The 24,140-nt window shown below is 68.5% G+C and carries 19 protein-coding genes, 1 tRNA gene and 7 pseudogenes; 13 read left to right on the top strand and 14 right to left on the bottom strand.

The window, feature by feature from the left end; translation table 11 throughout:
* Nucleotides 1-24 precede the first annotated feature (24 nt).
* Together ACGFZQ_RS39570 and ACGFZQ_RS39565 are read left to right on the top strand one after the other, a co-directional pair.
* Nucleotides 25-615, top strand: a pseudogene (locus ACGFZQ_RS39570) (N-acetylmuramoyl-L-alanine amidase); the annotation flags it as partial.
* Nucleotides 616-1,724: 1,109 nt separating this feature from the next.
* Nucleotides 1,725-1,931, top strand: a complete 207-nt coding sequence (locus ACGFZQ_RS39565; RefSeq protein ID WP_351709297.1) for an acetyl-CoA synthetase — start codon at nucleotides 1,725-1,727, stop codon at nucleotides 1,929-1,931.
* Between the two features lie 39 nt (nucleotides 1,932-1,970).
* On the opposite strand, the gene ACGFZQ_RS39560 is transcribed toward ACGFZQ_RS39565, so the two are convergent.
* The gene (locus tag ACGFZQ_RS39560) at nucleotides 1,971-4,631 is read right to left on the bottom strand and encodes a glycosyl hydrolase (protein WP_393844469.1); all 2,661 of its coding nucleotides are present in this window, start codon (nucleotides 4,629-4,631) and stop codon (nucleotides 1,971-1,973) included.
* 156 nt (nucleotides 4,632-4,787) lie between these two features.
* The gene (locus tag ACGFZQ_RS39555; RefSeq protein WP_393844468.1) at nucleotides 4,788-5,996 is read right to left on the bottom strand and encodes an MFS transporter; all 1,209 of its coding nucleotides are present in this window, start codon (nucleotides 5,994-5,996) and stop codon (nucleotides 4,788-4,790) included.
* Nucleotides 5,997-6,350: 354 nt separating this feature from the next.
* On the opposite strand from ACGFZQ_RS39555, the pseudogene ACGFZQ_RS39550 reads away from it, so the two are divergent.
* Nucleotides 6,351-6,461: pseudogene (locus ACGFZQ_RS39550) on the top strand (DUF2000 family protein); the annotation flags it as partial.
* A 366-nt stretch (nucleotides 6,462-6,827) separates the two neighbouring features.
* Nucleotides 6,828-7,037: a hypothetical protein gene (locus ACGFZQ_RS39545; RefSeq protein ID WP_351748430.1), complete on the top strand. Its 210-nt coding sequence runs from the start codon at nucleotides 6,828-6,830 to the stop codon at nucleotides 7,035-7,037.
* A 704-nt stretch (nucleotides 7,038-7,741) separates the two neighbouring features.
* Here ACGFZQ_RS39545 and ACGFZQ_RS39540 read toward each other — a convergent pair.
* The 3 genes and pseudogenes from ACGFZQ_RS39540 to ACGFZQ_RS39530 form a co-directional block, all read right to left on the bottom strand.
* Nucleotides 7,742-7,927: a hypothetical protein gene (locus tag ACGFZQ_RS39540; RefSeq protein ID WP_393844603.1), complete on the bottom strand. Its 186-nt coding sequence runs from the start codon at nucleotides 7,925-7,927 to the stop codon at nucleotides 7,742-7,744.
* A 40-nt stretch (nucleotides 7,928-7,967) separates the two neighbouring features.
* Nucleotides 7,968-8,635 (bottom strand): annotated as a pseudogene (locus tag ACGFZQ_RS39535) (transposase); the annotation flags it as partial.
* A gap of 126 nt (nucleotides 8,636-8,761) precedes the next feature.
* Complete coding sequence (locus ACGFZQ_RS39530; RefSeq protein WP_393844467.1) at nucleotides 8,762-9,109, bottom strand: MerR family transcriptional regulator; 348 nt, start codon at nucleotides 9,107-9,109, stop codon at nucleotides 8,762-8,764.
* A gap of 700 nt (nucleotides 9,110-9,809) precedes the next feature.
* Here ACGFZQ_RS39530 and ACGFZQ_RS39525 point away from each other — a divergent pair.
* Nucleotides 9,810-10,184, top strand: a complete 375-nt coding sequence (locus tag ACGFZQ_RS39525) for a hypothetical protein (RefSeq protein ID WP_351748381.1) — start codon at nucleotides 9,810-9,812, stop codon at nucleotides 10,182-10,184.
* Nucleotides 10,185-10,310: 126 nt separating this feature from the next.
* Here ACGFZQ_RS39525 and ACGFZQ_RS39520 read toward each other — a convergent pair whose 3' ends face one another.
* The 4 genes from ACGFZQ_RS39520 to ACGFZQ_RS39505 form a co-directional block, all read right to left on the bottom strand.
* Complete coding sequence (locus tag ACGFZQ_RS39520) at nucleotides 10,311-10,625, bottom strand: SCO5918 family protein (RefSeq protein WP_351748383.1); 315 nt, start codon at nucleotides 10,623-10,625, stop codon at nucleotides 10,311-10,313.
* Nucleotides 10,626-10,672: 47 nt separating this feature from the next.
* A complete protein-coding gene (locus ACGFZQ_RS39515; RefSeq protein WP_393844466.1) occupies nucleotides 10,673-10,969 on the bottom strand; it encodes a CBS domain-containing protein in 297 nt (98 codons plus the stop codon).
* 84 nt (nucleotides 10,970-11,053) lie between these two features.
* Nucleotides 11,054-12,544, bottom strand: a complete 1,491-nt coding sequence (locus ACGFZQ_RS39510) for a DEAD/DEAH box helicase (protein ID WP_393844465.1) — start codon at nucleotides 12,542-12,544, stop codon at nucleotides 11,054-11,056.
* Nucleotides 12,545-12,725: 181 nt separating this feature from the next.
* Nucleotides 12,726-12,929, bottom strand: a complete 204-nt coding sequence (locus ACGFZQ_RS39505) for a cold-shock protein (RefSeq protein ID WP_393844464.1) — start codon at nucleotides 12,927-12,929, stop codon at nucleotides 12,726-12,728.
* A gap of 437 nt (nucleotides 12,930-13,366) precedes the next feature.
* Here ACGFZQ_RS39505 and ACGFZQ_RS39500 point away from each other — a divergent pair.
* Nucleotides 13,367-13,465, top strand: a pseudogene (locus ACGFZQ_RS39500) (VapC toxin family PIN domain ribonuclease); the annotation flags it as partial.
* A 638-nt stretch (nucleotides 13,466-14,103) separates the two neighbouring features.
* Here ACGFZQ_RS39500 and ACGFZQ_RS39495 read toward each other — a convergent pair.
* The 3 genes from ACGFZQ_RS39495 to ACGFZQ_RS39485 all read right to left on the bottom strand — a co-directional run bounded on the left by ACGFZQ_RS39495 (nucleotide 14,104) and on the right by ACGFZQ_RS39485 (nucleotide 17,048).
* Nucleotides 14,104-15,408, bottom strand: coding sequence for a HEAT repeat domain-containing protein (locus tag ACGFZQ_RS39495; RefSeq protein ID WP_393844463.1), 1,305 nt, complete (start codon nucleotides 15,406-15,408; stop codon nucleotides 14,104-14,106).
* A 562-nt stretch (nucleotides 15,409-15,970) separates the two neighbouring features.
* Nucleotides 15,971-16,603, bottom strand: coding sequence for a hypothetical protein (locus tag ACGFZQ_RS39490; protein WP_393844462.1), 633 nt, complete (start codon nucleotides 16,601-16,603; stop codon nucleotides 15,971-15,973).
* The gene (locus ACGFZQ_RS39485; protein WP_393844461.1) at nucleotides 16,581-17,048 is read right to left on the bottom strand and encodes a hypothetical protein; all 468 of its coding nucleotides are present in this window, start codon (nucleotides 17,046-17,048) and stop codon (nucleotides 16,581-16,583) included. The genes ACGFZQ_RS39490 and ACGFZQ_RS39485 overlap by 23 nt, the downstream gene beginning before the upstream one ends.
* A 567-nt stretch (nucleotides 17,049-17,615) precedes the next feature.
* On the opposite strand from ACGFZQ_RS39485, the pseudogene ACGFZQ_RS39480 reads away from it, so the two are divergent.
* The 6 genes and pseudogenes from ACGFZQ_RS39480 to ACGFZQ_RS39455 form a co-directional block, all read left to right on the top strand.
* A pseudogene (locus ACGFZQ_RS39480) lies at nucleotides 17,616-18,252 on the top strand (tyrosine-type recombinase/integrase); the annotation flags it as partial.
* 153 nt (nucleotides 18,253-18,405) lie between these two features.
* The gene (locus ACGFZQ_RS39475) at nucleotides 18,406-19,128 is read left to right on the top strand and encodes a DUF5677 domain-containing protein (protein WP_393844460.1); all 723 of its coding nucleotides are present in this window, start codon (nucleotides 18,406-18,408) and stop codon (nucleotides 19,126-19,128) included.
* A gap of 467 nt (nucleotides 19,129-19,595) precedes the next feature.
* Complete coding sequence (locus ACGFZQ_RS39470) at nucleotides 19,596-19,877, top strand: hypothetical protein (RefSeq protein WP_393844459.1); 282 nt, start codon at nucleotides 19,596-19,598, stop codon at nucleotides 19,875-19,877.
* On the top strand, nucleotides 19,874-20,272 hold the full coding sequence (locus tag ACGFZQ_RS39465) for a type II toxin-antitoxin system VapC family toxin (RefSeq protein ID WP_393844458.1): 399 nt from the start codon (nucleotides 19,874-19,876) through the stop codon (nucleotides 20,270-20,272). Before ACGFZQ_RS39470 ends, ACGFZQ_RS39465 begins: the two co-directional genes overlap by 4 nt.
* A 69-nt stretch (nucleotides 20,273-20,341) precedes the next feature.
* Nucleotides 20,342-20,699: pseudogene (locus ACGFZQ_RS39460) on the top strand (transposase); the annotation flags it as partial.
* 352 nt (nucleotides 20,700-21,051) lie between these two features.
* Entirely contained in the window at nucleotides 21,052-23,064 is a 2,013-nt protein-coding gene (locus tag ACGFZQ_RS39455) for a S9 family peptidase (RefSeq protein ID WP_393844457.1), read from the top strand.
* Between the two features lie 12 nt (nucleotides 23,065-23,076).
* Here ACGFZQ_RS39455 and ACGFZQ_RS39450 read toward each other — a convergent pair.
* Both ACGFZQ_RS39450 and ACGFZQ_RS39445 read right to left on the bottom strand, forming a co-directional pair.
* A pseudogene (locus ACGFZQ_RS39450) lies at nucleotides 23,077-23,379 on the bottom strand (transposase); the annotation flags it as partial.
* Nucleotides 23,380-23,591: 212 nt separating this feature from the next.
* A tRNA-Gly gene (locus ACGFZQ_RS39445) sits at nucleotides 23,592-23,665 on the bottom strand.
* A 271-nt stretch (nucleotides 23,666-23,936) separates the two neighbouring features.
* Between ACGFZQ_RS39445 and ACGFZQ_RS39440 the strand changes: the two genes are divergently transcribed.
* The gene (locus ACGFZQ_RS39440) at nucleotides 23,937-24,095 is read left to right on the top strand and encodes a hypothetical protein (RefSeq protein WP_351738584.1); all 159 of its coding nucleotides are present in this window, start codon (nucleotides 23,937-23,939) and stop codon (nucleotides 24,093-24,095) included.
* The last annotated feature ends 45 nt before the right edge of the window (nucleotides 24,096-24,140 follow it).

Here is a 24,140-nt window from a genome sequence, read left to right as displayed (position 1 = left end):
GTGACGTTCACCAACCCCACTGCACGGGCCGTGCACCAGTCCGGCAGGACGGTGACGACCTCTTCGCTGACCGCCGTGGCGGAGACGGCGTCGCCGACGTTCGCCACCAGCCCGGCGCTGTCCCTGCGCACCGGCACGGTCAGCACCACCGCCATACCGGTAGCCCTTCGCTGGAAGGCGACCGACAACACGGCCCTGCGGTCCGTCAACCCGCTGTCCCCGTCGACCGCGACCTTCGGCCCGACCACCACCAGCTCCAACCGGACCGCGACATCCGGCACGGCGACCACCTGGTCGATGCGGGCCTATGACTACGCCGGCAACTACCGCACGTCCTCCCCGTCCTACACCCCGGTGATCCTGCAGGAGTCCGCCGCGACCAGGTACGGCAGCTGGACGACGCGCTTCTCCACCGGCTGTCTCGGCGGCAAGTCGTACTCCACCGGCGGGGTGAAGGTCACGACTGTCGACCTGAAGTCCGCCACCACTCTGTACCGGCAGGCGATCTGGACGAAGACGTGGCCGAGCAGTGCCAAGCACACCGTGAAGATCGTCGTGGCCGGCACCAGCGGCCGCCCGACGATCACCACGGACGGCCTCGTCTACATCAAGTAGCCCCGCGACGGACGAAGCAGGACGTCGGCCTTCACGACCCGTGGTGATCGTGAAGGCCGACGCCGTCGAGAAGGCCGCCGATGCCGTGCCGATACCGCAGAGCGTGAGGCGTCAGAGGACCGCGGCACACCTCAACCGCTGGGCGCCGCCGAGCTTCGCAGCGCAGCGAACGGAGCGCCTGAGCAAAAAGGCCCTGTGCTTGGTTCGGCTGACTCACCTGTCGAACTCGGCGAGCGCTTCGCCGGCGCACAGCCCTCCGGTGAAGCCCTCTCCGGCACCTGGCCCACTTGCCGGCTTCTGGGCCGTACCTCTGAAGTGTCCGGCCGGTGACGGCGGCAGCACTCGAAGTCCCGGTCGGTACTGCGTTGTCCGCGCTGGGTAAGGATCTCCTGAACCTGCCAGGACCGGTCCTAGGTGCGGTCGTGGACCGGCACCCGGCAGAAGGCAAGCGCATGTCCTCGATGCCCTGCGCGAAGGACGGCCGTTCGCACCACACGCAGGAGCCGGGTTTCTGCTGGAGTGGGTGACGAGAATCGAACTCGCGCTCTCAGCTTGGGAAGCGACGGCGCTCGCCGAGCTGGATAGCTTCTGACCTGGGCATATGCGCTCCGGTATGGCGCCCGGGGGTGTGGGATCGCACCACTGTTGACCGTGGTTTGCCGACCATAAGGGCATGCTATGAGCACGTCGTCGACTCGGAGGGCGGCTCGGCAGTGACGGAACATCTCGGGCGTACGCGCGGGCCGGGAGGTGCTGGGATGCGGTGGTGGGCCGGGGGATGGATGGTCGCCGTGGTGGTTGTCCTGGCGGGGTGCCACGCGTCGGAAGGTGGCGGATCGGTGGGAGGACCGTCGGAGAACAACAACTCGGCGGGGCCGTCGGCCAGTGCGTCGACGCACACGCCGGCAGCGCCGTCTGCGAGCCGGACCGGGGGAAGCCCGTCGGTGTCGGCCACCAGTCCCTCCCCTGCGCCGGGGAGCTGTGCCGCTGGGCATACCGAGGTCACCGTCAGTCCTGGTGACGCGGTCGAACAGCGGCTCTGTGTACGGCCCGGGACTGTGGTGTCGCTCGTCCTGCGGCCTCGCACGGATGACAGGCGGTGGACGGCCGTGCGGAGTTCCGCGCCGGTTCTCGTCCTGGCGTCCGGATGGCGGGTGGACGCGGACGGTACGTCCCACGCCTCGCTGCGGTGTGCGGGGACCCGGGCCGGTGCGGCCGAGGTCACCGCGTCGGCGAAGGCGCCGGATGTGGCGGGTGCGGCAAGGGTCGCCTTCACTCTGCACGTGAGTGTGGTGCCGTACACGACGCAGGGGTGACCCCGGCAACCCGGGATCACCCCTGCGACACCCGCCGCGTCAGCGGCAGTCGCGCACGTCGATCGTGTAGATGCCGCGGCCGTGGGTGGCCGCGTACAGCGTCCTGCCGTCCGGGCCCAGCTTGAGCTGGAGCACGGCGACGGCCGGGAGGTTCCCGATGCGCTGCCAGGTCGTGCGGCCCGGCGCGCGGTAGACGACGCCGAGGTCGGTGGCGACGGCGAGGCCGCCGTTCGGTGTGACGACCGCGGAGTTGGTCGGCACGTCGGGGAGGTTCTTCGAGATGTCCTTCCAGGTGGTGCCGCCGTCGGTGGACTCGAAGACATGGCCGACGCCGGCGCCGGGGCCTTCGGTCCAGTGCCGGGAGAAGCCGTTGACCGCGAGGTAGACGTGGTCGGCGTTCTTCGGGTCGACGGCGAAGCCGGCGAGGTAGCGGTTGGGTACGGTCGCGTCCACCGGCAGGGTCACGTCGTGCCAGCCGGTGCCGTCCGCGTTGCCGACGGAGATACCGCGGGCGAAGCCCTGGTTGTTGCAGGGGCCGCACCAGGCCGCGTACACCTTGCCGCCCGAGGCCGCGACGGCGGTCGCGGTGCGGCCGGCGCCGAGGTCGTACACGCTGGTCCACTCGTCGCCGCTGCGGATGGCGTAGCCGCGGGTCTGGACCCAGATGTGGCGGCCGCCGGCGATCCAGGTCGAGCTGTTCTTCGCGTCGGCCGTGATCGGGGCGATGAAGCGGGCCTCGCCGGTGGCGTTGTCGGCCGGGGCGACGTTGTACGACGTGACCTTGCTGGGGTCGGTGACCCAGCTGCCGTCGTTCACGGCGCAGTTCTGGGTCACCTGGATGGCGAGGTAGACGTACTCCTCTGCGATGTTGCAGCCGTTGGCCGGGTCGGTGAGGGTGTCGCCGCCGTCGCCGCCGAAGTCGGAGCCCATGACCTTGTCGTTGCTGCGCAGGATGGACTGGCCGTTGTCCTGCAGGCCACCGGTGACGGAGACGCCGCCGTAGGTCAGGTCCTTGCCGACGCCCACCGAGTAGTACTGGAGGGTGTCGATGGTGCCGTCGTTGAGCGAGGTCCAGTCGGTGGCGTGCCCGGAGGCGTCCTGTGAGCCGTTGAGCGGGCGCTTGTAGACGCCGCCGTCGTTGCCGACGTAGACGAAGCTCTTGCCGTGGTAGCTGCCGATCGCGACGCCGTGCTGGTCGGAGTGGGTGGTCTGACTGCAGTCGCCCGTCTGCTTGGCCGGGTCGATGCTCCAGCAGGGGAAGCCGAAGTTCCAGTACGGGCCGACGGTCGACCAGCTGGTGCCGCCGTCCTTGGTCTCGTAGACCTCTTCGAGGCCCGCGTACACGTGCTCCGCGTTCGCCGGGTCGACGGTCAGGAACTGGTTGTACCAGGCCTGCACGCCCGGCATGTAGCCGCTGGAGGTGAGCGCCGAGCCGTCGGCGGCCAGGCCCTGGTAGTCGGCGATCTTCGTCCAGGGGCCGGTGGGCGAGCCGGACTTGGAGACGTAGATGCCCTCCAGACCGCTGTCCGGATTGGTGTTCAGCTGCTCCGGGGACTGGTCGATGGCGTAGTAGCGGGAGCCGTCGGCGGAGCGGGCGAAGGTGACGTTGCCGACGTTGTCCGCGTCGGCGGGCAGGTCGCCCAGGCCGCTGGTGATCCGCGTCCAGGTGCCGTCGGAGCCCTTGGTGTAGAAGCCGTTGTAGTCGTCACCGCTGCGCCAGCCGACGGCGAGGACCACCTTGGAGGGGTCCTTCGGGTCGATCGCGATGTCGTTGGCGATGTTCTTGTACGCGGCCGAGTCGTCGTTCGCGAGGGAACCACCCGGCAGGTAGTCGGGGTTGGGTGCGAACTCCAGCTTCCAGGCGCCGCTGAGCTTCTTCGTGGAGTGGCTCCACACGCCCTCGCTGGTCGCCGCCCACACCTTGCCGCCGCCGAAGCGCAGCTCGTGGATGGTGGTGGACTCCAGCTCGTCGCCGCCGACCCGGCTGCGGGCGGAGAACGTGCCGCGGTGCGGATCGGACAGGACGTAGACACCGCTGCCGAGGTAGGCGTCCGCGTTGGTCGTCGCCTCGCCGGTGCCCAGCCACAGCCGCCCGGCGCCGTCCAGCGCGAGCGCGCCGGTGGACTGCGAGGGCAGCTTGTCACTGATGGGCTGCCAGCGGCCGCCTCCGCTGCGCGAGCGCCACACTCCGCCGCCCGCGCTGCCCGCGTACACGTACCCGCCGTCGTCGGCGGCCATCGCGGCCATCCGGCCGGTCACGTTGCCCGACCCGCCACTGGAGTTGGAGTCGTAGTCGCGGTAGCGCGGATCGTCGGAGTTGTACGGCAGGTCGGTGATGTTGCGCCAACTGCCGCCAGTGCTGGGCAGGTTGGTCAGACTCGTCCAGGCGGCGCCGTACGCGCCCGGTGCGACGACGCCGGGTGAGGTGCGGGCCTCGGCGTACTGGTCCGCACCCTCGGCTATCTCGTCGGCCTCGTTGCCGTCGTCACCGCCGCCGTCGTCCTCGGCCTTGGCCTTGGCTTTCGGGCTGACGGCATCCACCGACTGCCCTCGTTCGGCGGCCAGTTGAGCCAGTGCGCGGGCCCCGAAGGGGCTGCCGGCTCCGCCGGGCGCGGCGCCGGCGGGTATCGCCACGAGCGCGGCGGATGCGGTGATGGCGCAGATCGTGAACCAACGTCTCTTGCGGCTTGGTGCTGACACCAGGTCCTCCCGAACAGGCACGGATACAGCCGTCGGGGACGACCCGACCACCGGCGGCGGGAGACGTCCGGCACTTGGACAGCCTTTGACCAGAACCTGTCACTACGCATGGCCGGAAGTCGACCGGCTCATCGCGCCTTCATCGGGGACTCCGGGTCACAGAGCCACGGTCCGCCCGCGGGCAATGACCGGCAGCACACCGGCGAGGGCCAGCGCGATACCGCCGGAGATCAGCAGCGGAAGATGGCCGTCGGCGCCCCAGGCGAGGCCGGCCCACACGCCCGCGAGCAGGACGGCGGCGCCGGTGGCGCCCTGGTAGAGGCCCTGCGCGGTGCCCTGCTGGTGGTCGGGGACAAGCGTGGAGATCCAGGCTTTGCCGACGCCGTCGGTGCAGGCCGCGAAACCGCCGTAGAGCGGCAGCACCACGAACACCGACCAGGGGCTGTGGATCAGCCCGAGGCCCAGGTAGCCGATCGCGAAGAAGGCCAGACCTGCGGCGAAGACCAGCGGGCGCGGCAGTCGGTCGGACAGCGCCCCCGCGGGATAGGACAGGGCGGCGTAGACGAGGTTGTAGACCGCGTACGCGCCCACCACCCCGGCCGTCGAGAGGCCCAGGTCGTGCGCACGCAACAGCAGCAGCGCGTCAGGGAAGTTGACGAGGTTGAAGGCGAGCAGCACCCCGAGAACCCGCCAGTAGGGGCGGGGCAGGGACCGCCAGGGTGTGCGGGCGGCCCGCGTCGAGGAGTCGCCCGCCCCGTCGGGTCGGGGGTCGCGGACGGCGGCGACCAGCGCGACCGACGCGACGGCGGGGATCACGGCGATCCAGAACAGCGGTCGCAGCCGGTGGTCGAGCGCCTCGTACAGGACCAGCCCGACGAGCGGACCGACCACCGCGCCGGCGGTGTCGGCGGCCCGGTGCAGGCCGAACACCTTGCCGCGCTGTCCGTTCGGAACGCCCTCGACGAGCAGGGCGTCGCGAGGCGCCCCGCGCATGCCCTTGCCGAGCCGGTCGGTGACCCTGGCGACGAGGACCAGCGGCCAGGCGGTCGCGAGCGCGATGAGCAGCTTGCCCACCGCGGCCAACCCGTATCCCGCACCGATCAGCGGACGACGGGCGAACCGGTCGGCCAGGAGACCGGCGGCCACCTTGGTGATCGAGGCGGCCCCCTCGGCCGCTCCCTCGATGGCGCCGACCGCGACGGGCGGGGCGCCGAGCACCACGGTCAGGAAGATCGGCAGGATCGGATAGAGGAGCTCGCTGGCCGCGTCCTGGAGAAAGGACACGCCGCACAGCACCCGCACGTTGCGGGTCAGCCAGGCGGGGCGGCGTCCGGTCGGCCGCGGGGCGCTGCTGGGTTCTGTCACGGGTACACGATCTCCAGGAAGCGGTCGAGCGCCCTGGCGACGTCGGCCGGGACGAGGGCTGTCGCGGCGACCCGCTTTGACACGAGGTCCCGCTGCCAAGCATCCACTCCCGCACGCGGTTTGGCCTTCTCCTTCCGAGATGTGGTGGCGGCTGAGTGCCCGGCGTCTTTCCGGAACGGTGGGCTGAGTGCTCCGGCCGCACGAACTGCCTGATGATCGACATGAGGATCCACATCTGGAGCCGACCGCGGCTCGCGGGTCCGGGCAGCAGTCGCTGGATGGCGTCGATCCGCGCGGCGATCATACGGTTGCCCATGGCTGTACCGGGGATCATGCACGCACACCACGCTCGGCAACCGTGCCGCCGTCCGGGCCGTGCCGACGGAGAAGCTGGACCTGATGGGGCTGGCGGCGTACGGGCCGCGGAGCGCGGTGGACAAGGTGCTGAAGGGCGCACGGATGCATACGCGACTGAATCTCCACAGCGAATGCGCAACTGCGGCACGGGTGCATTCGGTTGGTGCGGAGTTGTCCTGGTCGGAACTGCCGTGGCAATAGCTGTCGGTTTCCTATGCGGGGCTGCATGTAGAGAAGCTGCCCTCAATTCGTGTGCATGCGTGCATGGATGAGTAGTCGACTGTTTCAACTGCCCTGCTGGGTGCGGTCACCGACTGGATGCCGGGCACGCTCCGTGATTTGATCCTTCGCGCCGCCGGGATCGCGCCAAGGTGTTCGGAAACGGATGGCGCGGACCTGCGGTCGCGGCCCATCGGCTATCCCCAGCTTGGCCGCTCCCCCTTGTGGAACATCCATACGAAGGGCAGTTTCATCATGAACTCCGCTCCCCAGGTTCAGACCCTTGAAATCTCTGACGCCGAACTCGACACCGTTTCCGGCGGCCTGAGCCCGCAGGTCGGCATCGCCGCCGGCCCCACGGCGATCAGCAGCTCGGACCTCGTGGCTCAGCTCGGCGCGGTCAAGGACGAGGTCCTGGACACCGTCGGCCAGTACCACCAGGTCGGCGTCACCGTCTCCTTCTGATCGTCGACAAGCCCCCTACCCGCGGGTCTTCGCTGGTAGGGGGCTTGATCATTAGAGGTTGCTTCTTCTTGTCCCGGGTCTTGTCGGGGATCTTGGTGACCCGCGCTTTCCCTGCTCAGCAGGGGGTGGGCCCTTGCGCCTGGCGGTCGCCCTTGAGCGGCTTGGAGTGACACCTGAGCACCCCTCGGGCGGCCCACATGCCTGAACTTAGGACACACAGAGGCATGCCTACCCTGGATTGGACTAGACAACAAACAAACCCCAGGCCACTGACCTGGGGTTTCTCTCTGGAGCGGGTGACGAGAATCGAACTCGCGCTCTCAGCTTGGGAAGCGACGGCGCTTGGGGAGCCGGATGGCTTCCGACCTGGGCGTATGCGCCCTCGTGCGGCGGCCGGAAGCGCAGAATCGCACCGCTGCTGACCGTGGTTCACCGGTCTTATGGGCACGCTTTGGGCACGACGCCGTGACGTGAACAAGTGCGGTATCCGTGTCGCCTTCTCGGCACTCGGGGCTGGTCGACGCGGAGGCCGGCCGAGGGGAGGCGTCGCGACTGCACATGGATGCACCGACCTGAAGTACACCGGTGGACCCGTGGGTTCAGGCTGAAGGGCCTTCGGTTTCCTTGAACCCACGGGGGTCTTGGCCCCGAAGTCCTGGCCCGGACACGAGGGACCAAGTAACCCGCGGTGGCCCCGCCCCGGGTCAGGCGGTGAAACCGCCGTCGGTGGAAAGGCAGGCCCCCGTGATGCGGGACAGTGCGAGCCACTGGAGCATGGCGTCCGCGGCCGGGCTGTCGGCCGACATACGGTCGTTGGCGGCGGGGCCGGGTTGGATGTTGTTCACGTTGATGCCTCGCGGGCCCAGGTCCCTTGCCAGACCGCGCACCAGTCCGGCGATGGCGTCCAGGCCAGGGCTTCAGGCGTCGCCGGCAGATGAGTGCGCATCCGAGGGTGATGGATGCTTCGTGGATGTCGTCGCGTATCTCCCAGCGGATCCGTAGGCGACGGAACCCGTGCAGGTGGGCGAATGCTCGCTCCACGACCCAGCGTCGGATGCCCAGACCGGAGCCGTGCTCGGTGCCACGAACGGGCGATCAGTGGCCTCACGCCAAGATCCCGGACCACGGCGGTACTTGTCGTGGTCGTACCGCGGTCGCCCAGCACCACGTCAGGGCGTCGCCGAGGCCGGCCGCGTTTGCCCCGCACGCGCGGTACCGCCTGAAGCAGTGGGATCAGCTGGGTGACATCGTTGCGGTTGCCGCCGGTCAGGGTGGCGGCGAGCGGGATGCCGGTGGCGTCGGTCATCAGGTAGGGCGTTCGCGCTGCGGAGCTTGGCGAGGAGCGCCTCATGGAGCTGGGGCCACACGTCGGCCTCGGTCCACTCGGCGAGGCGGCGCCAGCAGGTCATGCCCGACCCGAAGCCGAGCTCCTGCGGCAGGTGTTCCCAGGCAGTCCCGGTGTGCAGCACGAACAGGATGCCCTGAAACACCAGCCGGTCCGGATGCCGCTTGCGCCCCGGATGCCGGGTCCGCCGTTCGACTCTGGGCAACAGCGGCTCGATCACCGCCCACAACTCGTCATCGACTTCCCAGGGCACGCAGCCCCAGCTCCATCCCGTCGCTCCCACGACAGCCGACGGTGTAGTCACCCCGACCGCGGGACTTCCGGCCCGTACTCTCGTGTGGCCACCACAAGGCGCTCCGGGTGGCCCGCGCCCACGCGATCAGCTGGAACCGGAGGAGCTGCCGGCCGCCTCGTCCGCGGCACGACGGTACTCGGCGTTGATGCGCTGAGCTTCCTCGAGCTGGTCCTCGAGGATGACGATGCGGCAGGCGGCCTCGATCGGGGTGCCCCTGTCGACGAGCTCGCGGGCACGAGCGGCGATCCGCAGTTGGTAGCGGGAGTACCGGCGATGCCCACCCTCCGAACGGAGCGGAGTGATCAGACGAGCCTCGCCGATGGCTCGAAGGAAGCCCGGGGTGGTGCCGAGCATCTCGGCTGCCCGGCCCATCGTGTAGGCGGGGTAGTCGTCGTCATCCAGAAAATCACTAAGAGGGTTGTCCGCTGTCATGTCACCTCGCTGTGCAACGCGTCGAGGGGCCTTGGTGCCGTACGGCACCAAGGCCCCGAAGGAAATTCAACACCATCTGTCGGCCCTACTGCTGTGCCGACCTTCTGTTTCCGCTACCCGGCCCGGCAGAGGGCGGGGTAGCGGGGGATCGCAGCTGCTTGACCGGGGACCACCATCCATTCCGGGGTCTTGCGGTACCCGGGCCGAGTGCTTTCTCGGGCCGGGCGATCCTGATGGCGTCTGCTCCTCCGTTCCTCTCTGAACCAACCACTGGATGAAATCGGCACTGCGGTACTGCTGCGGCAGCTCCTCGACACGCGAGCCGCCCAGTGCGGCTCCCAGCTCCGTCGCCGTTCTGGGAAACCTTGGCTTCGAGGCTCAAGAGCCGCACTGACCTGCGAACTTCGTGTACAGCTACCCGCCAGTTCGTTTCTGCCGGGTCTCGTTCGACCGTCTTCTACGACAGGAAGCTTAACCATGCCTCGAGGTAATGTCTACTGTGGCAAGAGTAGATTTCACCCCTATGGCAGAGGAGGAATCCTGCCAGCTGCGACGATGGCCTCCCCCTGGGCCGTCGCGCGCGGCGCCACGACGGATGGGGCCCTCGCCGCTCGGCCAAGAACCGCCTCCCGCGGCCGCGAAGCCGCTTCACCTCCCGCGGGGCGGGCCCGAGACAGGCAGCTGAATAGGATCTGCTCTCATGTCGAACCCCGATGAACTGCTTGTCGCTCTCTCCGCCGCGGTGGAGTCCGAGCGAAGCAATCAGATGTCGCTGACCGTGGTCGTCGGCGGCGCCGTCATCACCGGCCGGCTGGCGCCCGAGGCCGTGTGGAGGGAGCGGGTGGCGGAGGTCCTGAAGGGATCGGACCGCCTCGGCCCGTTCTCCGACGTCTTCACCGGCGGCCCACGAGGGGAACGGCCCGGCCGCGGCGGAGATCCCACGCATCTGCACTTCCATCTCGCGCGGATCCTGCAGGGCAGCCTCGGTATCCCGGAGACGGGCGGCATGTACCGAGTCGCGATCAAGGACGTCAGCGCATGGACCGTGGGTGATTTCAGCTACTTCGACCGGTGAGACGCCGTCCCCGCCCGCTGCTCGGCCAAGAGTCTCCGAGCGGACGAGGACACAGCGGTGGGGGCTCTGTCGACACGCGTCGACAGAGCCCCCACCGGGATACTGAGGGCGGTTACCCGCCCGTCCTCACACGTCCACAGGGCAGGTGCCGTCGACCAGTGCCGACGGGGCCCGGAGCGGAAGGGGAACGCTCACGGGCGCGGCCTCGGGGCCGTCGTGGCAGGTGAAACCGAGGCGCGCCATGGCCCGGGTGACTTCGCCGACGGTGAAGTCACGGCGGTCCTGTCCCGTGGTGACCTGGCCCACCTGCTTGACGGGGTAGCGGCGGCGGCCGATGGTCACGGACGCGCCCGTGACCAGCTCGGGCTTGACGCCCTTCATCGAGGCCAGCACCCCGATCTTGGTCAGGTCGAACGGGTACCGAGCGATGACACAACGCATGATGCCTCCCAGGCATGACGGAAAGGAACTCACCCGGGCGGGGTGGATCAGCCGCGGCCCGGAACAGGCCGAAGCCGGCTGCCGAGGACGTCCCGCAGACGGATGCGGTCCGTGTACGTGGAACTGGCACGGAGAACGGCGAGTCGGGCCAGAGTGATCGAACCCGTGCTCTGGTCGTCGCCGTCGCACACAGTCAGGGACTCGACACGTGCACCCGCCATGACGGCCAGAGCCACCTCGACGGTCATGTCGTCACAGACCCGAGGCCCGTACGCATCCATGCCGTCGACCACGGTCGTCGATGCGGGGTCCGCCACGCGGCACTGCGTCTGAGTGGGCGTCACAAATGCCTCCTGCGGTACGGGTTGGTCGGCTTGGTGGCCATTGCGGCCCGGGGAGACCGCTGCGGCTCCGGGGTCGTGCAGGGCCTAGGCCGCCGAGTCGGCGGTGGTGCGCCGCGGTGCCCTGCGGCGCACCGCCGCGCCGGCGGGCCGCCCCTGGCCGGTGCGGCCCTGACGGCCACGGGACGGAGAAGACGTGCGGCGGGGACGCTCCACGGCCGGAGCGGTGATGACGACCGGGACACCGGACGGCGCCTGGGCGCCGGTGATGCGGCTCAGCTCCGCCTCACCCGAGCGCACCGGAGTGACGCGCGGGGTGATGCCGGCCGAGGCCATCAGTCGGCTCATGCCGCGGCGCTGGCCGGGTGTCACCAGGGTGACGACGCTGCCGGACTCCCCCGCACGGGCCGTACGACCGCCACGGTGCAGGTAGTCCTTGTGGTCGCCGGGCGGATCCACGTTGACGACCAGGTCGAGGTTGTCGACGTGGATGCCGCGGGCCGCGACGTTGGTGGCGACCAGCACCGTGACGTGACCGTCCTTGAACTGAGCCAGGGTCCGGGTGCGCTGCGGCTGGGACCTGCCACCGTGCAGGGCGGCGGCGCGGACGCCGCTGCTGAGGAGGTGCTCGGTCAACCGGTCCACGGCGTGCTTGGTGTCCAGGAACATGATGACCCGGCCGTCCCGTGCCGCGATCTCGGTGGTCGTCCGGTGCTTGTCCGCGTCGTGCACGTGGAGTACGTGGTGTTCCATCGTGGTGACGGCACCGGCCGACGGGTCGACGGAGTGGACCACCGGGTCGGTCAGGTAGCGACGGACCAACAGGTCCACGTTACGGTCCAGGGTCGCCGAGAAGAGCATCCGCTGGCCCTCCGGCCGCACCTGATCGAGCAGGGCGGTGACCTGGGGCATAAAGCCCATGTCGGTCATCTGGTCGGCCTCGTCCAGGACAGTGACGGCGACGTCCCGCAGTCGGCAGTCGCCCCGGTCGATCAGGTCCTTGAGCCGCCCCGGTGTCGCGACGACGACCTCGGCCCCGGCCCGCAGCGCACTGGCCTGCCTGCCGATCGGCATTCCGCCGACCACGGTGGCCAGCCGCAGCCGGACGGCGCGGGCATACGGGGTGAGCGCGTCGGTGACCTGCTGGGCGAGTTCACGGGTGGGTACGAGGATCAGGGCCAGCGGCTCCCCTGGTTCGGCGCGCCGGCCTGCCGTGCGGGCCATTACCGCGAGGCCGAAGGCGAGCGTCTTGCCCGACCCGGTACGGCCACGACCGAGTACGTCACGGCCGGCCAGGGAGTTCGGCAGGGTCGCCGCCTGGATGGGGAACGGTACGGTCACGCCCTCGTGGCCGAGCGCGGCCAGCAACAGCGTCGGCATGGCGAGATCGGCGAACGTCTCGACGGCGGGCAACGCCGGTGTGGTCGTCTTCGGTGGTGCGAACTCACCTTGTGCGGCCTGCCGGTTTCCGTTGCCCTTGGAGCGGCTCTGAACACCGGAGCGGCCGACAGCAGCACTTCCTCCGAAGCGGTCGTATGTGCGAGTCGTGCGTGTGCGAGTCGTGCGTGTGCGGTTCATGTGGAACCTTCCTCGACGTGGGCGCGTATCAAGGAATTTCCGCAGTAAAACGAACGGCGCAGAGAATCGCGAGAACGAGCCGAAAAAAAACAGGGCTGAATCGCCCTGAAAATGAAGCGAGCTGGGGCCCGCACCCCAAGGTGCGGGCCCCAGCTGCGAAGTATGCGTCAGTGCCGACGCGTCACGCGGGAACGATGTTCTCGGCCGTCGGGCCCTTCTGGCCCTGCGCGATTTCGAACGACACCTTCTGGCCTTCCAGCAGCTCACGGAAGCCCTCGGCGGCGATGTTGGAGTAGTGGGCGAAGACGTCGGCGCCGCCGCCGTCCTGCTCGATGAAACCGAAGCCCTTTTCCGCGTTGAACCACTTCACGGTGCCAGTAGCCATTTTGTTTCTCCTTCGGAGACGGTGTCAGGAATACGCTCTTTGCGCTTTCCGTGTCGCCGTGATGATCAGCCGCCGGAAAAACCATTCTGGCAACCACACCTGCAACTGATACTGACAGTAGCACGGCGTGAGCGACCCCACGCGGTGAATAATTCCTGACCGTCTCCCATCTCAGGAATATTTCTCGTGCGCCGTGTTGATTTCTCACTTTGTCACCACAGGAATTGCTCTCCCGGGCCGCACTGTTGCCGTCGAGTCTGTCCGGTCGCAGCGCCGTGACTTCCTTCGACGGCTTGGGCGCGGCTGCCGTCGCCATCAACTGACGACATGCCGAGAACGCGCCGAGACCCCAGCAGCGAGAGGAAGGCCACACGGCGGTTCCGGCGGGGCGGCCGCGGCGGTCTTGCGGCCCGCGGGCCGATCGAGCTCCGCACTTGGACGCGATTCTCACCCTCGACCGGTGCGACTTCCGGGCTGTCTGCCCGCTGGGCCGTCACAAGGCATTCCGGGTGCTGCCCGACGATCCGCCACTTTGACGCGAGCGTCCTGGTCTTGAAGCCCCCTCCACAGACAGGACCTGGTCAGCCGTCGCCTTCAGGCGCTGGGGCACGTGACTCGGCCTCACCGAGGGAACGGCAGGCCGAGGGCCAGGACATGCGAACGTTTGCCAAGTCAGCCACGAACCTCAGGCCGTCGGCGCCCTTTGGCAAACGTGAGCGGTGGCTGCGTGGCATCCGCCAAGCACTCGTGCCCTCCCCGTGCCCGATCTTCGTGTGCTCGACGGGTCGGCGTCCGGGGGATTCTCCAGCAACACACAGACCCCAGGTCACTGACCTGGGGTCTCATCATGGAGCGGGTGACGAGAATCGAACTCGCGCTCTCAGCTTGGGAAGCGACGGCGCTTGGGCAGCCGGATGGCTTCTGACCTGGGCATACGTGCTCTGGTGTGACGCCCTGGAGCACAGGATCGCACCGTTGTTGACCGTGGTTTACCGGTCTTATGGGCACGCTACGGGCACGCCGTCGGTTCCGAGACGTCGAGAGCCCTTCGAGGCGGTCGGCGGGCGGACGAGCACGGGAAGCGTGCGCCGGCCGGAAGGACGCCGTTGCGGGAGCACATCGAGGGCAGGGATTGTCGAGCACGGAGTATCGGCGCGATCCTTGCCGCCGTGACTCAGATGCGGTAGGCGCCCGCCGGTACGCCGTGGACGACACCGTACGGAGTCAGGGCGATGACGCCGGTGCCGCGTGACGGTGTGTCGGCAGTGACGTCGAGTGGGCTTACGGCGCCCAGGGAGCGGGCGATGTCCGGGGCGAGGTCGTGAGCGGTCCACCGCCACTCGTCCTCGTCGTCCTCGCTCTCCTGCGCAGGGTCCCAGTCGGGGTGCAGACCCAGTTCCGTGCGGCGTGCTCGTTCGTACGGCAGCGGCTCGCCGAGCGTCAGCAACTCGTCCTCCGCCTCGCCGGTTTCGCCGTAACGCCGGATCACCGTGCCGTGCTCGGCAACAAGCCAGGCGGAGCCGTCGCCTTGGCCACCGTAGTAGTACGCCTGGGCCCGGCCGTAACGGGCACTGAGTTCGGTGCACAGGCGCAGCACGTCCTCACGGCGCTCCTGACCGTGCGGGTCGCACCAGGCGCCGAGGACGAGGGTCCAGCCATCGAGTTCCGGGGTGACGAAGACCCGTTCGTAGCCGGTGTGTTCGTCCGTGTCGCAGCCGTGGCCGTCTGCGTCAACGATGTCGTTGCCGAGCGCGAAGGTCACGGGCCGTGCGGCGGTCAGGCCGAGGACGCGCATGATCCCGGCCTGGTCTCCGCTGGGGACGGCCATCCAGTAGTTCCAGCAGGCCCACAGCGGTTCGGGGCGATCGTCTCGGAGCTTGATGCGGATGAGTCGCTCGATCGCGGCCATGTCGGCGCGCGACAGCGCCGGTTCGCCACCGAGTTCGGCGAGTACGGTCAACGCCCGCGCCCGCTGCCGGCCCGGCCCCCGCTCCCGGACGTGCCGGAGCAGCGGAAGCACGTGCTCGCCTGTTCGGATCAGAGTGTCCTGGGCCTGCCGCGCGACCTGTTGGTCCGGGTCGCCGAGCAGCGGCAGCAGGACGGCGGCCGACTGGCCGGCCTCGCCGCAGTGCTCGATCCCACGGACGGCCTGACGGCGCACGAGCGGCGCGGGGTGGGCGAGGGCTGCGGTGTAACGGTCGAGAACGGCCACGCCGAGCTGGGAGAACGCGAAGCCGACTCGCTTGAGGGACTCCTCGGTGGACGCGGAGACGAGCCCCTGGAGCAGACCGTCGAACCCTGCCTCCCCGATCCGCCCGAGTACGGCGGTGATCGGCCGCCAGTCCACCGGGGACTCCGCGTCCATCACCTCCCGCACCAACTGCTCCACCCCGTCGGCGCCGAACGTGACCAACGCGTCTGCTGCTGCCTCGTACCGGTCTGACCTGCCGAGGTCCCGTATCAGGTCGGCATTCACCACGTGCCCCTCCAGCAAGGTCGACCCGGCTTCCGAGCGTCATGATTCCGCAGGGGTCTGACATCGGCTGAGCGGTCCCGCTACTCGTACGTGCCCCGGGCAGGCCGTTCGTCCAGGAACGCCGCTCCGTGATGCGGTCGTGGTGTGCCACCTACCGGACTGGACAACGAACAAGGCCAAGGTCTCGGACCTGGCCCTCAATTCTGGAGCGGGTGACGAGAATCGAACTCGCGCTCTCAGCTTGGGAAGCTGCGGGCATTCGCGGCTCGTTCGTGCACTGACCTGGGCGAACGGCCGCGATGCGGTCCCGTCGGGTCTGGCCGCTTTCACCGTGGTTCCCCGCTGTTCCCTGCTCGATCTGGTGCGCTTGTGGTGCAGGGCTGCCGCGCCGCATGCCGGGTATCCGTCCCTGCATGCTGGCCATCGTGTACCGGTCCTACGACGCAGCAACGACCGTTTGGGCGTTCGTGCTGTTGCTTCTGGTCGTGCTGGTTGCGGGTTGGCACGTCCGGCGTCGCAGGTAGGTGTGACCAGCGCATTAGGGGTTCGATCCCTCGGCTTACCTTTAGCCGTGATTGGCGCCGGCGAAGTCACGATTGAGCCCGGAGCAGCCGGACAAGCATCGGTCGCAGTTGAGCTGTACGCCGGGGTGGAACTTTGGGCCCAAGGCGGCGCTGAGTTCCGCCGTCGTCCCCGCCGGGATGCTGGTGAACCTGGTGACCAGTTGCCGCGGGTTGGTCACAATGGCCACGGCCGTTGCCTCGGCCTTGGTGATGACGCTCATGCACTCTTGGCCGTCGTACATCTCGCCGGGCAGGTGATCGCAGTCCTCCGGGTCGAGGTTGCAGATCGAACACTCGGACTCCAGCACTCGGATCTCAGGGCTCAGGCCCACCCGCAGATGGGCGAGATCCACCGGGCACTCGCGGTAGTAGGAGCCGTCGCGGTAGGGCAAAATACAGGATTCGGAGTAGTGACGACGGAGAAGCGTTCCGACCTCATCCACGAGTTCATGGGCTGACTCGAAGAGGGCTGGATCGCGGAATTCTGAGCGATCCATGACCTCCTTGAGCTGGCTACGCAGCCCGAGCAGGGTCGCTTTCGCTGCTGCATCGGGATGTTGAGATGTCCGCGCGTTTTCCAGGTTGGCGACGCAGCGCTCGTACAGTTCCTGCTCAGTCCTCGGGGAGCTGACCATGCTCGTTCCCTCCGCGCCAGTCGATCTCCTCGATCGCCTTCAGGACGGCCTCGGGCGGTCCGTCGAGCCGCAGGTTGGTCCGGTCACCTTCCCTGATGACCTCAAGATGCAGGATTACCGGCGGAGGGATGACCTCCTCGGGGGATGGAGGGTTGGCCCCGCGCTGTCGCTTCACGATGTAGCGGGTGATCACCGCAGTCACTGCTGCGACGGCCAGGTCCTTACCCACATCCCTGGCGAACTCGATGACGGGCAGCCAGATGTCGGCCGAGTCGTGTGTGTGGTAATCCCGCTCCGGCTTAGCGTCCTCGAACTCTACGGTCACCCCGGCAGCCCGAAGGACTTTGGCCACGACGATTGCCTCGTACGGGTAGTTCCCCCGGTCGCCCTGGCGGGGAACCCTCGGAAGCCCCGAAATGCCCCGCCTGATCAGTACATCGGCCAAGATGACCCCTCCCGTGATCATTGCTGAGAGTTAGTCTCTCATAGCGCTGGGTCGCTACGGTCGCGGTTGCTTGGCCAACAGGTCGCGTGATAGCCGGTCTGCCTGGCGCGGGCCACACCCGGACCGGTCGGTGATCACGACTTGATGCGCACCCAAGGTCGGTGGAGTCTCAATGACTGAGTCAAGGCGGTGGCCCCCGACCGATGGTGCGCATGACGCCCGTGTCAGGGCCCAGGCTTTGAGGTCTGGCCTCATCCTTATCAGGTCGACCATCGGGGGTCGGCGACGACGGTCAACCGGTCGTGGTCTTCGGCTGACCGTCCGCCAAGGTTCGGCGCTGATCGCCGGTGCCCGTACCTGTTGGTGTCAGGCGTTGGTGTCAGATACGAGGCCGAAGCTTGACACTCTCTACGGCGCGAAGCTGGTGGCCTCGGCGAGACCACCAACTACGCCCCGGACCGACAATCGCCGCTGGTCTCTGGTCGCGCAAAGCGAACGGCCCGCTGCCTGCACGAGAGCCTCGCCAGTCCGCGCCACTACAAGGATGACCACGACGGCCACCAGCCACGTAGCGGCGCCACCGTCGCCCAGGTCGACGCCCTCGCCGACGCGATCGGGATTCGCTGGCGCCTCATGGTCTACCTCGGTGCGTACGGTCCGATGCGGCCCGAGGAACTCGCCGGCCTTCGCCGCCGAGATGTTGACCTCGACAACCTGCTGATCCACGTCCGCGTCGCCGAACCCCAGCGGACCAACGGCAAGCGGGCTCCCGGCGAGACCAAGAGCGATGCGGGTGTTCCGTACGGTCGTCCTCCCGGCCTTCCTCCACAAGGATCTGAGGCGGCACCTCGACTGGTACGCCGAGAAGGGACCCAATGGTCTTCTCTTCGTCGGCGAGAAGGGCGCGGCCTTCCGACGCTCGTCCTTCGGTCGGAAGTGGCGGCGGGCCCGAGAGGTTGTCGGGCTTCCGGACGGCTTCCGGTTCTACGACCTTCGTCACACCGGACACACCCTCTCCACCCGATCAGGCGCCACGCTCAAGGACACGATGGTCCGCGCGGGCCAGTCGTCCGAGAAGGCCGCGATGATCTACCAGCACTCCGACGCCGAGCGGCAACGGGAGGTCGCCGCCGGGCTGGACGGAATGGTGCGCGCCGAACGTCGGAAGCAGGAGCACGACCAGGCGCAGCAAGCCAGCTCGTGACGACGGGGCCACTCCACGCATGGGGAGCAACGGTGCTCACACGCACGCCGGTTAGCGAAGAGGAGGGGGGAGTAAGTACTTGGAAAAAATTCGCGAACCAGTGTGTTCGTACTCAAGTAGCCTTACCTCCTCCCATTCGAGACGGGAAGGCACATGAGTAGCGTCACACCGCAGCAGTACCGTGAGGTCGCCGAGAAGCTGATCGCCAACTACCGGACGGTCGGCCCTATCGAGACGAAGCAGCGCAAGTACCGGTCCGTTCTCATTGGGCATGGCTGGTGCAACGAGGTGCACCGTCTTGCGGAAGCGTCCCTGAATCTCGTCGACCACGGATACCGCCATGAGGCGCTGATTCTGCTCCGCACCATGTTCGAGACCACCATCAGCCTGCACTGGCTCTCGCAGAAGGGCGACCCTGGTGCACTCGGCGTGTTTGCTGAGGGAGGACGACTGAACCGGGCCGCTGCCGAGGACATGCGAAAGGGGTTCAACGTGCCGCAGGACCTCATAGACGCGATCAAGGGCGAGCCGGTCGAGAAGACCGACGAGAGCGAGATCTTTCGCAAGTTCCAGGCACAGTGCGACGAGGTCGACCCCAAGAGGCAGCTCTACTCCGTGTACCGCTATCTCTGCAGCTTTGCCCATCCGAGCGCAACGAGCGCTTCCGCCTTCGTCGAGTGGTCGACCGAACCCCCGAGCCTGCGCAGCGAGCCCAGGGAGGATGCCGCCTCTGTGGTAGAAGCAACCGTGGCCATGTGCCTGATCTGGGCGGGACGGGCCTTCGACGAGATGGTCAACGGCAAGCCGCGCAAGCAGTTCCTGCGCTCGGCCGCCAAGAATCTTGGCTTGCCCCCGATCCTGCCTCCGATCATGTAGCCGAGTGGTGCGGTTGGCCATAGTGGTGCGCTAGTGGTGCGGCCCTAGCCCACCGGTCTAGACAACAAAGAACCCCCAGGTCCACGACCTGGGGGTTTCTGCTGGAGCGGGTGACGAGAATCGAACTCGCGCTCTCAGCTTGGGAAGCGATGGCGCTTGGGCGGACTCCATGGCTTTGACCAGCACAGTTGCCTCGGCCTTGGGGGTGGTCGTGTGGGCCGGAATACACCGCTGTTGACCGTGGCTTTCCGTCCTTACGGGCACGCGGAGGGCACGGAATCCCGGAAGGGGGAGGCTGGCGCCGCCGGGGGACAACTCCGCGCCGGCTGTCCCGTGCGGAGATCGGCTGTTGAAGCGGCGTTGCGGCTGCATACGCCCACCAGCCTCCGGCGCTGGATTCCTCCGCGATGGTCGGAATCCCGCGCATTTGCCACGCGCTATGCCATTTTTAATGGCATACTCGAAGCATGACTGATGAGGACGTGGACTTCCTGCCCGGCGACGGCCCCACCAGTGGTATCTCCGTCACCCTGACTGCCGGAACTCTGCAGGCGATCCGTGAGCGGGTCGGCAAGCGGGGCGTCTCGGCCTACCTGGAGAAGGCGGCCCAGCGGCAGATCGAGCGGGACAACCTGGACGAGCTGATCGCGGACTTCGACAAGGTGCACGGCCCGGCCGACCCCGAGGCCGTGGCGGCCAAGCGTGCCCGGCTGACCGGTGGCGCTTCACATGCCGGAGCAGCCGCGTGAGCGGTGCCCTGGTCCTGGACAGCGAGGGCCTGGCGAAGGCCGTACAGCGTGATCGGGAAATCCACGAGTGGCTGACGGCGGCTCGCGACGCGGACCTGCCAGTGATCACCTCAGCCGCCGTGCTGGTCGAGGTGATCCACCCGAAGATCAACGATGCCGCACTGAAGTGGACCCTGTCCCGCCTGAGTGTCGAGCCGGTGACCCAGGCCGTCGCGCAATCCGCCGGCGCTTTGCTGCGCGCAGCGGGGCTGCACGGCCACAAGTACGCCATCGACGCCATGCTGTGCGCGACCGCCCTGCAGCATCCCGGCCGGGTGACGATCCTGACTTCCGATGTGGAAGACATCGGGCTGCTCACCGCCGAGCACCCACGCGTGAGTTCGGAGAAGGTCTGAGCCGAGGCGCTTGAAGGACCTGTCCGGCCGATCATGCGACTGTCTCATGGCTGGGGCGTTGAAGTGGGCATGGGGCGGGGTGATCTGACGGATACTGAGTGGGAGCGGCCTGAGCCGTTTCTGCCGGTCACGAATGGCCGTTGTGGCGATATCACCGTCAGGCGATCGACGGGATTCTGCACCGGGTACGGACCGGCGTTCAATGACGGGATCTGCCGGAGCGGTTCGGGCCGTGGAAGACGGTCTTGAACGCCATCGGCTCTGGTCGGCCGACGGCACCTAAGAACGCTTGCTGCAGCAGGTGCAAGCCGCGGCCGATGCCGCGAGGGAGATCGACTGGGACATCGCGGTGGACTCCGCCATCGTGCGTGCTCAACAGCATGCGGCCGGCGCCCGGACCGACCCGCCGCCGGAGCCCGCGTCAAAGGGAAGTTGGCCCGCACGAAGCGGACGAAGTCCGTGTCCCTGATCGACGGTATCGCTGCCTCTGTGAGCATGTGGAGTACGTCCAGGCTGCCACCGTTCGCGGAAGTGCCCGGGATGCAGAGGTTGGCACCAGCCGCTCGCGCCCGGAGTTCGTCTCGTTCAACGAGCCGATCAGATCGGCCACCGCTCCAGCGCCGTTCACGAGTCAGCTCGTAGGCGGTTGACGGGATCCCGTCCGATCACTTCGATCGGGCGGGATCTCTGCGTTTCGCCGGATGGGCGGCAGGCACCCCTGGCGGGCGGCGCCCGTAAACCGCTGTTCACCGCCTCCTTCGCGAGCAAGAATCGTCCGCATGTCTGCGATCCCCGGTGGCACGACCGCCTTCCACGACCTGCCCGCGTTCCTCGCCCAGGCTCGCGTCAACTCCCTTGCGCTGTCCGCCGACGGAGGCCGTCTCGTCGCCGCCGTGCAGACGCTGTCGGAGGACCGGAACAGGTTCGTGTCCGGGCTGTGGGAGATCGATCCGGCCGGGGAGCGCGAGGCGCTGCGCCTGACCCGGTCGGGGAAGGGCGAGTCCGGGCCCGCGTTCAGCCCGGACGGGGTGCTGTACTTCCTGTCGGAACGCGAGGACGACAGTGAGGAGGACAAGCACGAGGGTGCCGCGCTGTGGGCGCTGCCCGGGCGTGGTGAGGCCGCCGTCGTGGCCCGGCACCCGGGCGGGATCACCGCGTTCACCGTCGCCCGGGACTCCGGCGCGCTGGCCCACACCGCCGGGCTGCTGCCCGGGGCCGCCGACGCCGACGCGCACGGCAAGCTGCGCACGGCGCGCAAGGACGCGAAGGTCACCGCGATCCTGTACGAGGCCGGGCCGACCCGCGCCTGGGACCGCGATCTCGGCCCCGAGGCACAGCACACCTTCGTGCGCGCGGGGGCCGAGAGCGCCGTGGTCGACGCCGGCGGGCAGGGCGCCGGCCTCGAGCACCCCGGGGATGTGGCGCTGTCGCCCGACGGGACGCGAGTGGCCTACACCCGGTTCGTACCCGGCCGGGTGCCCGCCGAGAACCGCACCGCCGTGGTGGTGGCAGACGCGGCCACCGGCGAGGAGGTCTTCGTCCTGGGCGATGTGGAGCACCTCTACGAGGCGCCGGTGTTCACGCACGACGGCTCGGCGGTCGTGTGCTCGCGGATGACGTGGCCGACTTACGACGAGTCGATGGACATGACGCTCGTCCGGGTCGGCGTGGACGGCGGCGAGGCCGTCGATCTGCTGCCCGGGTTCGACAACTGGCCCGTCGGCGCCATCTGTTCACCGGTCGACGACGCCCTCTTCTTCGTGGCCGATGTGGAGGGGCACGCGCCCGTCTTCCGGCGGGACACGGACGGCACCCTGACCCGGCTCACCGCCTCGGGCGCGTACGGCTCGCTCTGCGTGGCCCCCGACGGGCGGACGCTGTACGCGCTGCGCAACGCGATCGACTCGCCGCCGCGGCCGGTCAGGTTCGAGGCCGGCGTCGCCGACCAGACGCCGGTCGAGCTGCCCGCCCCCGGTGCGTTCGACGCGCTGCCGGGCACCCTCACCGAGGTGCACGCCAACGCAGTGGACGGGTACCGGCTGCGCGGCTGGCTCGTGCTGCCAGAGGGCGCGTCGGCCGAGAACCCCGCGCCGCTGCTCGTCGCCGTGCACGGCGGGCCGCAGGGCAGCTGGAACGGCTGGACCTGGCGGTGGAACCCGTGGCCGTTCGCGGCCCGCGGCTACGCGGTGCTGCTGCCCGACCCGGCCCTGTCGACCGGCTACGGTCAGCAGGGCCACCGGCGCGGCTGGGGGCAGTGGGGCGGGGTCCCGTACACGGACGTGATGGCGCTGACCGACGCAACCGAGGCCCGTGACGACATCGATGCCGCGCGCACCGCGCTCGGGGGCGGCTCCTACGGCGGCTACATGGCCAACCGGGTCGCCACGAGCACCGATCGGTTCAAGGCGATCGTGAGTCACGCGGGCCTGTGGGACCTGCGGTCCTTCCAGGGCGACACCGACGCGCCCTGGTACTTCCAGTGCATCTTCGGGGACCCGGTGACCCGGCCCGAGCGGTACGAGGCGCACTCCCCGTATCTGGACGCCGCGAAGATCCGTACGCCGATGCTGGTCATCCACGGCGCGAAGGACTACCGCGTGCCGGTCGGCCAGGGCGCCGCGCTCTTCCAGGATCTGCAGCGGTTCGAGGTGCCTGCGAAGTACCTGTACTTCCCGGACGAGAACCACTGGATCCTCTCCCCGGGCCACATCCAGGTCTGGTACGAGGCGTTCCTGAACTTCCTCGACCACCACGTCCTCGGTGCCGAGTGGCAGCGGCCCGGACTGCTGTGACCGCGGGCGGGCGTCGGCCTTCGACGAGGCGGGATCCCCGCTTTTGGGCAGGAACGGACGCCGGTTCACCGCGGCCGACGCGTTGGCAGACGCCAGGTGCAGCGACACCCCGGCCCGGCAGTTGGTGACCTCGCCTGCGACGCAGGTGTACTGCCGGGGCACGCGGGTGGCGATGTCGACGGAGTGGTGGGACGATTCCACGCCGACGAACGTGTGGCCGGCGGGGCGTGGGGCGGCTGCTGTCGTCGGCGGCCAGTCCGGCGGGGCCGCGAGCAGCGGGCTTCCAGAGTCCGGCAGTTGTACCCGTCCGATCATTTCGATCGGGCGGGATCTCTGCGTTTCTGGGCGCTCGCCCCGTGGCACTGCTCGCCGCTGGCATCGTGTCGCTTTCCGATCCGTGCCGACGGCGGCAGCCGTCCTTCTGGGGTGCAGCCACTACCTGCCGATTTGGCACGCGAAGGGCACGTGGCACTCGAATTGGACTAGACAACAGACAAGGCCCAGGTCTCTGACCTGGGCCTTAGTTATGGAGCGGGTGACGAGAATCGAACTCGCGCTCTCAGCTTGGGAAGCTGATGTTCTACCATTAAACTACACCCGCGAAGGACGCCGACGGGTCGGTGTCCGAATGCTCGCTCACTGTACCTCATGACGGACCCCCGGTGCTGAGACCGTGGGGTCCGGGTGCGTTTCAGGGGGTGGGATCCGGGTGCGGGCGGCCGGAGTTGGGGCGTACCGTGGAGGTGCGGGAGAGGGGCCCGGTGGGCCGGAGTGCCGCCTGGAGAGCCGTCCCTTTGATCCCGTAATGTGGCTTTCCGTCGTCACGGCAGTAAGCCCGACGCGGCTCCTGGGGAAGGGACTTAAGGGACTTGATGGAACGCACCGTCGTCCGCTGTGCCGAAGGGCACGTGTTCAGCACCACTACGTTCCCGATGCAGCAGGCCGAGCGGCTCGGCCCCGGTCGGCTCGTCCGGTGTCCCAAGTGCGCCCGGCTGCGCAGCGTCGTGCCGGTCGCCCTTGAGAAGCATTAGCGGCAGAAGAGGACAGCAGTAGCGGGGGCGCGTGGACTGTCACGA

Origin of the sequence: Streptomyces sp. NPDC048254 (assembly GCF_043201895.1) — a bacterium.
Taxonomy (GTDB): Bacteria; Actinomycetota; Actinomycetes; order Streptomycetales; family Streptomycetaceae; genus Streptomyces.
Note: the sequence above shows the minus strand (reverse complement) of the source record. Positions and strands in the feature narration are given on the sequence as shown.

Coding starts and splice junctions, on each gene's coding strand:
- ACGFZQ_RS39545 (WP_351748430.1), top strand. CDS start 6,828: ATGAACTCCGCTCCCCAGGTTCAGACCCTTGAAATCTCTGACGCCGAA.
- ACGFZQ_RS39530 (WP_393844467.1), bottom strand. CDS start 9,109: ATGACAGCGGACAACCCTCTTAGTGATTTTCTGGATGACGACGACTAC.
- ACGFZQ_RS39525 (WP_351748381.1), top strand. CDS start 9,810: ATGTCGAACCCCGATGAACTGCTTGTCGCTCTCTCCGCCGCGGTGGAG.
- ACGFZQ_RS39520 (WP_351748383.1), bottom strand. CDS start 10,625: ATGCGTTGTGTCATCGCTCGGTACCCGTTCGACCTGACCAAGATCGGG.
- ACGFZQ_RS39510 (WP_393844465.1), bottom strand. CDS start 12,544: ATGAACCGCACACGCACGACTCGCACACGCACGACTCGCACATACGAC.
- ACGFZQ_RS39505 (WP_393844464.1), bottom strand. CDS start 12,929: ATGGCTACTGGCACCGTGAAGTGGTTCAACGCGGAAAAGGGCTTCGGT.
- ACGFZQ_RS39490 (WP_393844462.1), bottom strand. CDS start 16,603: ATGGTCAGCTCCCCGAGGACTGAGCAGGAACTGTACGAGCGCTGCGTC.
- ACGFZQ_RS39475 (WP_393844460.1), top strand. CDS start 18,406: ATGAGTAGCGTCACACCGCAGCAGTACCGTGAGGTCGCCGAGAAGCTG.
- ACGFZQ_RS39470 (WP_393844459.1), top strand. CDS start 19,596: ATGACTGATGAGGACGTGGACTTCCTGCCCGGCGACGGCCCCACCAGT.
- ACGFZQ_RS39455 (WP_393844457.1), top strand. CDS start 21,052: ATGTCTGCGATCCCCGGTGGCACGACCGCCTTCCACGACCTGCCCGCG.
- ACGFZQ_RS39440 (WP_351738584.1), top strand. CDS start 23,937: ATGGAACGCACCGTCGTCCGCTGTGCCGAAGGGCACGTGTTCAGCACC.